The 12065-nt window shown below is 67.4% G+C and carries 10 protein-coding genes; 4 read left to right on the forward strand and 6 right to left on the reverse strand.

The features are described 5' to 3' along the window. Positions 1-42 precede the first annotated feature (42 nt). From AB0J02_RS06780 to pknB, 4 genes are all read left to right on the forward strand, one after another. Complete coding sequence (locus AB0J02_RS06780) at positions 43-1596, forward strand: Stp1/IreP family PP2C-type Ser/Thr phosphatase (RefSeq protein WP_363192494.1); 1554 nt, start codon at positions 43-45, stop codon at positions 1594-1596. Between the two features lie 25 nt (positions 1597-1621). Next, positions 1622-3052, forward strand: a complete 1431-nt coding sequence (locus AB0J02_RS06785; protein WP_363192495.1) for an FtsW/RodA/SpoVE family cell cycle protein — start codon at positions 1622-1624, stop codon at positions 3050-3052. Next, positions 3049-4521 (forward strand): penicillin-binding transpeptidase domain-containing protein, encoded by a 1473-nt coding sequence (locus AB0J02_RS06790; protein WP_363192496.1) that lies wholly within the window; start codon positions 3049-3051, stop codon positions 4519-4521. The genes AB0J02_RS06785 and AB0J02_RS06790 overlap by 4 nt, the downstream gene beginning before the upstream one ends. A 212-nt stretch (positions 4522-4733) precedes the next feature. Beyond that, the gene (pknB, locus tag AB0J02_RS06795) at positions 4734-6737 is read left to right on the forward strand and encodes a Stk1 family PASTA domain-containing Ser/Thr kinase (RefSeq protein WP_363192497.1); all 2004 of its coding nucleotides are present in this window, start codon (positions 4734-4736) and stop codon (positions 6735-6737) included. Between the two features lie 805 nt (positions 6738-7542). Here pknB and AB0J02_RS06800 read toward each other — a convergent pair. The 6 genes from AB0J02_RS06800 to AB0J02_RS06825 all read right to left on the reverse strand — a co-directional run bounded on the left by AB0J02_RS06800 (position 7543) and on the right by AB0J02_RS06825 (position 11972). Then, positions 7543-8202 carry a class E sortase gene (locus AB0J02_RS06800; protein ID WP_363192498.1) on the reverse strand — a complete coding sequence of 220 codons (660 nt, stop codon included), beginning with the start codon at positions 8200-8202 and terminating at the stop codon, positions 7543-7545. Positions 8203-8328: 126 nt separating this feature from the next. After that, complete coding sequence (locus AB0J02_RS06805) at positions 8329-9546, reverse strand: class E sortase (protein ID WP_363192499.1); 1218 nt, start codon at positions 9544-9546, stop codon at positions 8329-8331. After that, complete coding sequence (locus AB0J02_RS06810) at positions 9543-10208, reverse strand: aminodeoxychorismate/anthranilate synthase component II (RefSeq protein WP_363192500.1); 666 nt, start codon at positions 10206-10208, stop codon at positions 9543-9545. The genes AB0J02_RS06805 and AB0J02_RS06810 overlap by 4 nt, the downstream gene beginning before the upstream one ends. After that, complete coding sequence (locus AB0J02_RS06815; protein ID WP_324774593.1) at positions 10205-10366, reverse strand: hypothetical protein; 162 nt, start codon at positions 10364-10366, stop codon at positions 10205-10207. The genes AB0J02_RS06810 and AB0J02_RS06815 overlap by 4 nt, the downstream gene beginning before the upstream one ends. Before the next feature lie 73 nt (positions 10367-10439). Continuing rightward, positions 10440-11141 (reverse strand): class E sortase, encoded by a 702-nt coding sequence (locus tag AB0J02_RS06820; RefSeq protein ID WP_363192624.1) that lies wholly within the window; start codon positions 11139-11141, stop codon positions 10440-10442. Between the two features lie 51 nt (positions 11142-11192). Beyond that, complete coding sequence (locus AB0J02_RS06825) at positions 11193-11972, reverse strand: DUF881 domain-containing protein (protein ID WP_363192501.1); 780 nt, start codon at positions 11970-11972, stop codon at positions 11193-11195. Positions 11973-12065 lie beyond the last annotated feature (93 nt).

Below are 12065 nucleotides of genomic sequence, written 5' to 3' on the forward strand. Positions count from 1 at the left end.
GTGCGGATGTACCCGGAGTCAGAATCAACGGGGCAGGTGCGCATGAGTCTGTCACTGCGTTTCGCCGCCGGATCGCACAAGGGCATGATCCGCGAGGGCAACGAGGACTCCGGTTACGCCGGTCCACGGCTCCTCGCGATCGCCGACGGCATGGGGGGCCAGGCCGCCGGCGAGGTGGCCTCCTCCGAGGTGATCTCCACCATCGTCGCGCTCGACGACGACGTGCCGGGTTCGGACATCCTGACCTCGCTCGGCACCGCCGTGCAGCGGGCCAACGACCAGCTCCGCATGATGGTCGAGGAGGACCCCCAGCTCGAAGGCATGGGGACCACCCTCACCGCCCTCCTGTGGACCGGACAGCGGCTCGGTCTCGTACACGTCGGCGACTCGCGCGCGTACCTGCTGCGCGACGGCGTGCTCACGCAGATCACCCAGGACCACACGTGGGTGCAGCGCCTCGTCGACGAGGGCCGCATCACCGAGGAGGAAGCCACCACGCACCCGCAGCGCTCGCTGCTGATGCGCGCGCTGGGCAGCGGCGACCACGTCGAGCCCGACCTCTCCATCCGTGAGGTGCGGGCCGGCGACCGGTACCTGATCTGCTCCGACGGCCTGTCCGGCGTCGTCTCGCACCAGACGATGGAGGAGACGCTCGCCAGCTACCAGGGCCCCCAGGAGACGGTCCAGGACCTGATCCAGCTGGCCCTGCGCGGCGGCGGCCCCGACAACGTCACGGTGATCGTCGCCGACGTCCTCGACATCGACAGCGGCGACACCCTCGCCGGCCAGATGTCCGACGCCCCGGTCATCGTGGGCGCGGTCGCCGAGAACCAGCACCAGTTGCACGACGGCGGCGCCATGGAGACCCCCGCGGGCCGCGCCTCCAACCTGGGCCGCCCGGTACCCGGCCAGGCCGGCGGCAGTGGCGGCGGTGGCGAGTTCGGCCCGCCCGGCAGCGGCGACACCGACGGCTACGCACCCGAGGGGGGCTTCGGCGCGTACTCCGACGAGGACTTCGTCAAGCCGCGCCGCGGCCGCAGGTGGCTCAAGAGATCGGTCTACATCGTGCTCGCGCTCGCCGTCATCGGCGGCGGCCTCTACGGCGGTTACCGCTGGACGCAGACCCAGTACTTCGTCGGTTCGAACGACGAGCACGTGGCGCTCTACCGCGGCATCAACCAGGACCTCGCCTGGGTGAGTCTGTCCAAGGTCGAGAAGGACCACCCGGAGATCGAGCTCAAGTACCTGCCTCCGTACCAGAAGAAGCAGGTCGACGCGACGATCGCCGAAGGTGATCTGGCAGCAGCCCAGGACAAGATCGTCGAGCTGTCCGCGCAGGCCGGCGCCTGCAAGAAGCAGGCCGAGCGGCAGCAGGCCGAGAACAAGAACAACGCGAAGACCGGCGAGGGCGAAGCCGGCGGCACCACCAGCGGCGGCACCGCGACCAAGACGTCGTACCGCGCCGAGACACCCACGCCCAACCCGTCGAACTCGCCGTCCGGCAAGACGAAGTCACCGTCATCTCCCACGCCCACCCCTGGCCCCACTCTTTCCGAGGAAGAGCAGCAGCTGGCCAAGGCGTGCGCACAGCAGTAGAAGCCGTTGGGGGCCACAGCACGCCATGAGTAGTAGTTCCACGACCCATACGTCGACCATCGGCGCGATCGGCGCACCCAGCCGCCGCAACACCGAGCTGGCGCTCCTCGCGTTCGCCGTGGTCATCCCCGTCTTCGCCTACGCCAACGTGGGCCTCGCCATCGACGGCGAGCTCCCCGCAGGCCTGCTCGGCTACGGCCTCGGCCTCGGCCTGCTCGCCGGCGTCGCCCACATCGTCGTACGCAAGTTCGCGGCGTACGCGGACCCGCTGCTGCTGCCGCTGGCGACGCTCCTCAACGGCCTCGGTCTCGTCATCATCTGGCGGCTCGACCAGTCGGAACGGCTGCAGCGCCTCGGCAAATTGGCATACGGGGCATTCAGCCCATCGGCGCCCAAACAGCTCATGTACTCGGCCATCGGCATCGCCCTGTTCGTCGGCGTACTGATGCTGCTCAAGGACCACCGCATCCTGCAGCGCTACACGTACATCTCGATGGTCGGCTCCATCATCCTGCTGCTGCTCCCGCTCGTGCCCGGCCTCGGCATGAACGTCTTCGGCGCCAAGATCTGGATCCACATCGGCGGCTTCTCCATCCAGCCCGGCGAGTTCGCCAAGATCGTCATCGCGATCTTCTTCGCCGGCTACCTGATGGTGAAGCGGGACGCGCTGGCCCTCGCCAGCCGCCGCTTCATGGGCCTGTACCTCCCCCGCGGACGCGACCTCGGCCCGATCATCGTCGTCTGGGCGATGTCGATCCTGATCCTCGTCTTCGAGACCGACCTCGGAACATCGCTGCTGTTCTTCGGCATGTTCGTCGTCATGCTGTACGTCGCCACCGAGCGCACCAGCTGGATCGTCTTCGGCCTGCTGATGTCCGCCGTCGGCGCGGTCACCGTCGCCACCTTCGAACCCCACGTCCAGGAGCGCGTCGACGCCTGGCTGAACCCGTTCTCCGACGCGGTCATCCAGTCCACCGGCTCCGACCAGATCGCCCAGTCCCTGATGGCGTTCGGCTCCGGCGGCGTCCTCGGCACCGGCCTCGGCCAGGGCAACTCCGACCTGATCGGCTTCGCCGCCAACTCCGACTTCGTCCTCGCCACCTACGGCGAGGAAATGGGCCTGGCCGGCGTCATGGCCATCCTGCTCATCTACGGACTGATCGTCGAGCGCGGCGTACGCACCGCCCTCGCCGCCCGCGACCCCTTCGGCAAGCTGCTCGCGGTCGGCCTCGCCGGCGCCTTCGCCATCCAGGTGTTCGTCGTCGCCGGCGGCGTCATGGGCCTCATCCCGCTGACCGGTATGACCATGCCGTTCCTCGCCTACGGCGGCTCCTCCGTCATCGCGAACTGGGCACTCATCGGCATCCTCATCCGCATCAGCGACACCGCCCGCCGCCCGGCGCCCTCGCCCGCACCCAGTCCCGACGCCGAGATGACCCAGGTGGTCCGACCGTGAACAAGCCCCTGCGCCGCATCGCGATCTTCTGCGGTCTGCTCGTCCTCGCCCTGCTGATCCGCGACAACTGGATCCAGTACGTCCAGGCCGACTCCCTGCAGACCAACGAGAAGAACCGCCGCGTCACCATCGAGCGCTACGCCCAGCCGCGCGGCGACATCATCGTCGACGGCAAGCCCGTCACCGGCTCCAAGGCGACCTCCGGCACCGACCTGAAGTACAAGCGGACCTGGAAGGACGGGCCCATGTGGTCGCCCGTCACCGGCTACGCCTCACAGATCGTCGGCGCCACCCAGATCGAGTCCATCGAGGACGGCATCCTCACCGGCAACGACGACCGGCTCTTCTTCCGCCGCACCCTCGACATGATCACCGGCAAGAAGAAGGAGGGCGGCAACGTCACCACCACCCTCAACGCCGCCGCGCAGAAGGCCGCCTACGACGGCCTGAAGACCCGCGGCAAGGGTGCCGTCGCCGCCATCGAACCCTCCACCGGCAAGATCCTCGCGCTCGCCTCCACGCCGTCCTACGACCCCTCGATCTTCGCCGGCAACTCCACCAAGGACAGCGAGACGTTCCAAAAGCTCGACAAGGACAAGGACAAGCCGCTCCTCAACCGGGCGCTGCGCGAGACGTACCCGCCGGGCTCCACGTTCAAGCTGGTCACGGCCGCGGCCGCCCTGGAGAGCGGTAAGTACGACCCGGACAAGGCGACCGAGACCCCGTTGCCGTGGACGATGCCGGGCACCACGCAGCCGTTGCCGAACGAGGGCAACATCCCTTGTGAGAACGCGACGCTGCGGGTCGCCCTGAAGGTGTCCTGCAACACCGTCTTCGGCAAGATCGGCGCCGACCTCGGCACCGACGAGATGGTCAAGGAGGCCGAGAAGTTCGGCTTCAACGAGCAGCAGTTCGTCCCGGTCCGCTCCAACGCGTCGAACTTCGACGCCAAGATGGACTTGTCGTCGACGGCCCTGTCCTCCATCGGCCAGTACAACACCGCCGCCACCCCGCTCCAGATGGCCATGGTCGCCTCCGCGATCGCGAACGACGGCAAGCTCATGCAGCCCTACATGGTCGACGAGCTCCAGGCCCCGAACCTCGACACCATCGAGAAGACGGAGCCCAAGGAGATGAGCCGCCCGCTCTCCTCGGAGAACGCTACGAAGCTCCAGTCGATGATGGAGACGGTCGTCAACGACCCGGGCGGCACCGGCGGCAACGCCAAGATCGACATGAACGGCGTCACCGTCGGTGGCAAGACCGGTACCGCCCAGCACGGCGTCGACAACAGCGAGAAGCCGTACGCCTGGTTCGTCTCGTACGCCAAGACGGACTCCGGGTCGCCGGTCGCCGTGGCCGTGGTCGTCGAGGACGGCAGCGCCGACCGCCAGGACATCTCCGGTGGCGGCCTCGCCGCCCCGATCGCGAAGAGCGTGATGGAAGCGGTCATCGGCAAGAAGGGGTGACCCACGTGACAGGGGCCACCGCGAGGTTCACGCCTCCTTGTGAGCCCGGTCACCCGTTCTTCACATAGACGCACGTGGCGATACCGGTCCTGTCACGGGTCACGGTGGTGGCCAGGTCACGTCGGGCAAGCCGGGTACGGTATGCCCGGACAGCACACCGCCCGACCCCGCACGGGACGGTCGGGACCGACGGAGAGGGCTGGTAGGTAACCATGGAAGAGCCGCGTCGCCTCGGCGGCCGGTACGAGCTGGGCCAGGTGCTCGGCCGTGGTGGCATGGCGGAGGTCTACCTCGCGCATGACACCCGGCTCGGCCGCACCGTGGCGGTGAAGACGCTGCGGGTGGACCTCGCGCGCGACCCGTCGTTCCAGGCCCGGTTCCGCCGGGAGGCCCAGTCGGCCGCCTCGCTCAACCATCCCGCGATCGTGGCGGTGTACGACACGGGCGAGGACTACGTCGACCAGGTCTCCATCCCGTACATCGTGATGGAGTACGTCGACGGCTCCACCCTGCGCGAACTCCTGCACAGCGGCCGCAAGCTGCTGCCGGAGCGCGCCATGGAGATGACCGTCGGCATCCTCCAGGCCCTGGAGTACTCGCACCGGGCAGGCATCGTCCACCGCGACATCAAGCCGGCCAACGTCATGCTGACCCGCACCGGCCAGGTGAAGGTCATGGACTTCGGCATCGCCCGCGCCATGGGCGACTCCGGCATGACGATGACGCAGACCGCGGCCGTCATCGGCACCGCCCAGTACCTCTCCCCCGAGCAGGCCAAGGGCGAACAGGTCGACGCCCGCTCCGACCTGTACTCGACGGGCTGCCTGCTCTACGAACTCCTCACCGTCCGGCCGCCGTTCGTCGGCGACTCCCCGGTCGCGGTCGCGTACCAGCACGTACGCGAAGAGGCCCAGGCACCGAGCGTCTTCGACCCCGAGATCACGCCCGAGATGGACGCGATCGTCCTCAAGGCCCTCACCAAGGACCCGGACTACCGCTACCAGTCGGCCGACGAGATGCGTGCCGACATCGAAGCCTGTCTCGACGGCCAGCCCGTCGCCGCCACCGCCGCCATGGGCGCGGTCGGCTACGGCAGCCAGTCCGGTGACTACGGGGACCAGCAGACCGCGATGCTGCGCCCGCAGAACGGCTCGGCACCCACGTCGATGCTGCCCCCGGTCAACCCCGACGACGGCGGCTACGGCTACGACGACCGCCCCGACCGCCGCAAGCAGGGCAAGAACCGCACGTCGACGATCCTGCTGGTGCTCGCGGGCGTCCTCGTCCTGGTCGGAGCGATCCTGATCGGGAAGTACGTGTCCAGCGGCGGCAATTCGGACGACGGCAAGATCGACGTGCCGAGCCTCGTGGGCAAGACGTTCCAGGACGCCCAGCAAAAGGCCGAGAACGTCGACCTCAAGGTCGTCCGCGGCGACAGCATGGCCTGTGACGACCAGCCCGCCAAGCACGTCTGCGAGCAGGACCCGAAGGACGGCCAGATCGCCAAGAACGACACGATCACCGTCCGCATGTCGACCGGGGCGCCGAAGGTCGCCATCCCGGACGTCAAGGGCCTGTCCTACGACGAAGCCGTGTCGACGCTGAACGACAAGGGCTTCACCAACATCAAGAAGGAAACCAAGGAGTCCGACCGGACCGCCGGCAAGGTCATCGACCAGGACCCCGAAGGCGACACCAAGATCGAAAAGGGCTCCGCGATCACCCTGACGGTCGCCACGGAGAAGGAGACCTCCCGGGTCCCCGACGTCTCCAGCGGCAAGAACCTCACCTGCGAGCAGGCCACCTCCCAGCTCGAGGCCAACAACCTCAAGGCCAGCTGCACCGAGGAGGAGAACGCCGACGTCGAGGCCGGCAAGGTCTTCTCCCAGAACCTCACCGCGGGCACCGAGGCCGACCCGGGCTCCACGGTCCAGCTGAAGGTGGCGAAGGCAGCCCAACAGGTACAGGTTCCTGCGGACGTCGCGGGCAAGAAGCTCAAGGACGCGCAACAGCAACTGACCGGCCTGGGCCTGAAGGTGCAGGTCTCCGGCTCCTCCGACGAGAACGCCACGGTCGTCACGAGCCAGCCGACTCCCGGCAGCACTGTGAAGCCGGGCGACACCGTCACCCTGCTCACCACACCGCCGGGCAACGGCAACAACGGCGGCGGTGACAACGGCGGCTTCATCGGAGGCGGCTTCGGCAACGACAACTGACCCGCCAACCCGCCACAAGACAGGGCCCCGGCAGCGCAAGACGGCTGCCGGGGCCCTGTCTTGCGCTCCCCACACGCGCCCCGTATGACGCTATGGGGATTTCATTGATCTTGAGGGTCTTGATATCGAACAAGAATAACCGAGGAGGGGATGGCCCATAGTGCCCCGAATAAACCTCACGGAAGAAGCCAAAATTAACTCCCGCAAAAAATACGCAGCCCCTGGGCCCATCACCGCTCACCATTTTAGGCGCCAGCCTTATCGCGGCCCCTTCAGCTTCTGCAGCCACCGCGTACAACAGAGCTTGCGGCTCCGGATACAGCGTCGTGAAATCCCGCAGCATATCGACCCTGTGAACAGTGGTGGAATCGGTGAACCACACCACTTGTGCCGGACCTGTCTACGTTTCCGGATCAGGCTCCTGCATGGACCGGACCGGCCTCATCGTGAAGAACAACCTCGCCTACGTCGGCGAAGCCAAGGCCACGAACTGCGGATACGGCAAGCAAGGAGCAGGGAGCCCCGCCGAGGCGTTCGGACGAGCGCGGCACCAGCGTTGCGCACGGTCAGAAGGCCCTAGTTCACCGAGTGGACACCAACGATCACGCTTGATCTGCACGCTGGTCCTGGAAGCGCCTCCCACGCGAGTTGCATTCGGCGGCTTCGGCGGATTCGGCGGCCGCGAACAGCGCGGAAGTATGGTGCCTCAGATCCCATGGCCTGACCCAATAACGAAGGGCCCGAAGCCGTAAAGGAAAGTTCCGGCTTCGGGCCCCATTTATCGTAGTGCCGATCAAAGCGAGCTCTACTGCCGCAGTTCCTTCGGCGGTGTCCTGTCACTGTCGACCTTCTCGACCCGCTCCAGTTCGCCCCACACCACATACCGGTACCGCGACGTATAAACCGGCGTGCACGTCGTCAGCGTGATGTAGTGACCGGCCTTCTTCTTCCCCGACTCCTTGGGGATCTTCCCCAAGACGTCCACGTTGTACTTCGAGGTCTCCGGAAGAATGTCGTAGACCTTGTAGACGTACCACTTGTCCTTGGACTCGTAGACGATCGCGTCGCCCTTTTTGATCTTGTCGATGTTGTGGAACTTGGCACCGTGCCCGTCCCGGTGCGCGGCCAGCGAGAAGTTCCCCTCCTTGCCGCTGGTCGGCAGTGCCGCCTTCACGGGATCCGTGTAGTAGCCGGCGACACCGTCGTTGAGGACCTTGGACGACGTGCCCTTCTCGACCAGGACCTCGCCCTTGCTCATCGACGGCACATGCAGGAAGCCGATGCCGTCCTTGGTGTCCAGAGCACCCGGACCGGTGGCCTGGGACCAATGGTCGCGGACCTTGTCCCCCTGCTTGTGCGCGGCGCGGTCGGCCACCACATTCGTCCACCACAGCGAGTAGACGACGAACAGGCCGAGCAGCACGCCCGCGGTGATGAGCAGCTCACCGAAAACACTGACAGCCATCGCGATACGCCCGCGCCGCGGCGGAGGAGAAGCGGCCTTCGTGTCCGCCTCTTCCTCGTGGTCGGTCGTCGCTCCCACTGCCTGTTGCCCCGTCCCTGTGCCGATGTGCCCCATGCCGCTGCCGGCTCAGCCGACGAGCGCGTCCGGCTTGCCCTTGCTGCGCGGCCGCTCCTCGACCATCTTGCCCCAGACGATCATTCGATACGTACTGGTGAATTCCGGAGTGCAGGTCGTCAGCGTGATGTAGCGGCCCGCCTTCGTGAACCCGGAACCCGCGGGGATCGGATTGATCACCGCCGTGTTCGACGGAGGCGTCTGCGGCAGCGCACTCGCCATCTTGTACACGTAGTACTTGTCCTGCGTCTCGACCACGATCGGATCGCCCGGCTGAAGACGGTTGATGTACCGGAACGGCTCGCCGTGCGTGTTGCGATGCCCCGCGAGCGCGAAGTTTCCCGTCTTCGCGTCCGGCATCGCGGTGGGAATGCTGTCCTCGCCGTAGTGCCCGACCATGCCCTTGTCGAGCACCTTCGTCTTGCTGATGCCCTCCGCGATCGGCACGACGACATCCAGCTTCGGTATGTAGAGAATCGCGAAGCCCTGCCCGGGCTCGAACGTACCCGGCTTGCCCTTGCCACTCGCCCAGTCGTCCTCGAGATGGTGCCGGGCGTTACCCGCGAGGCTGTGAGCCCGTATGTTCGACCACCACAGCTGGTAGGTCACGAACAGCAGCATCAACACCCCGATGCTGATGAAGACTTCACCGACCGCACGGCTCACGACGACCCCGGCCGTGGGCTTGGCCGCCCGCGCCGCCCGCCGCGCCTCCACCCGCGTGAGCGGCTTGCCGTCGTCCTCCGCGGAGGCCTCCTGCGGCTCTGCCGCACGCCGTCTGCCGCCACCGCCCTTCTTGGCGGCCTTCCTGCGCGCGGCCCGCCCACCGGTGACGACAGGCGCCCCTGACGCCGTCCCCGGCTCCCGCTCCGCCACTGGGTCGGGCTCGGGCTCGGCCCCGGCTCCCGCTATTCGCCGGGTGTCCGCAGTCCGCAGAGCGACAGTCTCGTCATCCCGTACGGTCCGGGCCACGGGCTCCTGCGCCGCCGCGTGGGCCCCGCCGTACCAGTCCTGCGCATACCCCTCGGGGTCGTACCACTCCGGCTCCGGCTCCAGCCGCCCCTGCTCCGGCCTCCCAGACCCCGCCTCCGCCTCCTGCTGCGCGTCCTCCGCCCGGAACCACGGCGACGGATGCTGCCCCGGCAGAGGGTCGTTCAGCGGGTCGTCGAGGCGCCCGACGGCCTCCTCGAACCCGCCGGCACCGGCCTGCTCGGGGCGCAGCGCGGTCACGCCGAGGCCCTGCCCACGACCGGCGCGAGCCCGGCCGACCGGCCCACCGCCTCCTTGTCACCGCACTCGGCGAGCCAGTTCGCGAGCATCAGATGTCCGTGCTCGGTGAGGACGGACTCCGGATGGAACTGGACGCCCTCGACGGACAGTTCACGATGGCGCAGTCCCATCACGATGCCGTCCTCGGTCCGCGCGGTCACCTCGAGCTCGTCCGGAACGGTGCCGGGCTCCGCGGCCAGCGAGTGGTACCGCGTCGCCGTGAACGGGTCCGGCAGGCCCGCGAAGACGCCCCTGCCCCCATGCCGTACGAGCGATGTCTTGCCGTGCAGCAGCTCCGGCGCCCGGCCCACCACACCGCCGTACGCCACCTGCATCGACTGCATACCGAGGCAGACGCCGAAGACGGGCACCCCGGTCGCCGCGCAGTGCCGCACCATCTCGATGCACACACCGGCCTGCTCGGGGGCGCCGGGCCCCGGACTGAGCAGCACGCCGTCGAACCCGTCCTGCGCGTGCGCCGTGCTCACCTCGTCGTTGCGCAGCACCTCGCACTCGGCACCCAGCTGGTACAGGTACTGGACGAGGTTGAAGACGAAGCTGTCGTAGTTGTCGACCACAAGAATGCGGGTCTTGCGCGCATCTCGGATCTCACGCGTGCTCACTGGCCGTCCACCGTCACATCGTTGAAGGGCAGCAGCGGCTCGGCCCACGGGAAGACGTACTGGAAGAGGACGTAGACAACAGCGAGGGCCAGCACGATCGAGATCGCAGCCCTCAGCCACGCGTTCCCCGGCAGATGCCGCCAGATCCAGCCGTACATGCCGGTCGCTCCCCTTTGACAGTCCCGCAACACCATCACCGCACGGCCTCAGCCGTCGCCGTACGGCACCAGACTAACGGCGCAAGGCCTCCGGTTTCCCGGCCTCCACAGGCTGAGTGGCATCCAAATGCGCCCAGACGATCAGCCGGTGGCTGTGCCCCCACTCCGGCTCGCACGTGGTGAGGGTCAGATAGCGGCCCGGCTCGTCGTACCCGGACTTGCGCGGCACGGGGTCGATGACCGCGACATCGCTGGGCAGCGTCCTGTACGGCTTCGTATCGATCCGGTACGTGAACCAGGTCGTCCCGTCGGTCAGCACCACGGCATCCCCCGGCCCCAGCTTCGGGAAGTCCTTGAACGGATCGCCGTACGTACGCCGATGCCCGGCGACCGCGAAGTTCCCCTTCTGCCCCAGTTGGGCAGTGCCCGCGTAGTGCCCGAGCCCCTTCTTCAAGGTCTCGACCTTCGTGTCCTCGAGCACGGGCTTGTTCCACGTGAAACCAAGCCGCGGGATGTACATCACAGCGAACGGCTTGCCGTCCTTGTACGCGGCCGGCTCAGGTGGCGAATACGCGGACGGGGGTGACGAGGGGGACGAAGGCGATGCGGTGGCCACCGGCCGCCTGGCCCACTGGTTCTGGAGATCCTCGACCTGCCGGTCCATCGCACTGCCGGCCTTCACGCCGGTCCAGAACAGCACGTACACCGCAAACAGCACGATGACGGCGCCGACGGTGATGCACAGCTCGCTCAGCGACCTGACGACGACTCGCACCGACACCGACGGCCTCCCCCGGCTCGGGTGTTTCGGGTGTTACCGCACGGCCTACTGCACCGGCTTCGCGTAGTGGAGATCCACTGTGCCCGAGTACGCGGGAAGAGTCACCGCCCCGTCGTCCTCGACTTTCCAGCCGAGCCCGTACGCGTTGACGTAGAGCATGTAGTTCTGGATCTCCGGGGAGACCGCGACCGCCTGCTTCAGCTTCTCCGGGTCACCGACCGCGGTGATCTTGTACGGAGGCGAGTAGACGCGACCCTGCAGGATCAGGGTGTTGCCCACGCAGCGCACGGCGGAGGTGGAGATGAGGCGCTGGTCCATGACCTTGATGCCCTTGGCGCCTCCGTGCCACAGCGCGTTCACCACGGCCTGGAGGTCCTGCTGGTGGATGACCAGGTCGTTCGGCTGGGGCTCCGGGTAGCCGGGAAGCTTGGCCGTGGCGTTCGGCGGGGCGTCGTCGAGCGTGACGGAGACGGCCTCGCCCTTGAGCTTCTTCGTCCCGGAGGCCTTCTCCAGGCTGTTCAGCTTCTCGTCCTCGGCCTTCGTGGACCCGTCGTCCCGCTCGGCCAGCGCCTCGACGTCGTCCCGCACCCCGCTGTTGGACTCTTCCAGCCCCTTGTTCTTGTGGCTGCGCTCCTGAATCAGGTCGGAGAGCTTCAAAAGGGAGGCATCCGTACGGATATTGGTGCCCTTAGCCGTATTGAAGCTGGTGAAGAAGATGAGCCCGGCGAGGGCGAAAACGCCCACAGTGAGCAGCCGCACGGGCCGGAAGCGCCCGCGGGCGGGCCCGCTGTCAGGCCCTTTGTCAGGGTCGGCAGAATTGCTCAACGTACCCTTATCTCCTTAGACGCCGCGGAAGCACTACGCTAACGGACGCCCGGGGGAGCGCTCGGATTCCTCCAAAGTTCCCCTTGTACGCTG

Source organism: Streptomyces sp. NPDC050264, assembly GCF_040655895.1.
GTDB lineage: Bacteria > Actinomycetota > Actinomycetes > Streptomycetales > Streptomycetaceae > Streptomyces.

Coding starts and splice junctions, on each gene's coding strand:
- AB0J02_RS06785 (WP_363192495.1), top strand. CDS start 1,622: ATGAGTAGTAGTTCCACGACCCATACGTCGACCATCGGCGCGATCGGC.
- AB0J02_RS06815 (WP_324774593.1), bottom strand. CDS start 10,366: ATGTACGGCTGGATCTGGCGGCATCTGCCGGGGAACGCGTGGCTGAGG.
- AB0J02_RS06780 (WP_363192494.1), top strand. CDS start 43: ATGAGTCTGTCACTGCGTTTCGCCGCCGGATCGCACAAGGGCATGATC.
- pknB (WP_363192497.1), top strand. CDS start 4,734: ATGGAAGAGCCGCGTCGCCTCGGCGGCCGGTACGAGCTGGGCCAGGTG.
- AB0J02_RS06800 (WP_363192498.1), bottom strand. CDS start 8,202: ATGGCTGTCAGTGTTTTCGGTGAGCTGCTCATCACCGCGGGCGTGCTG.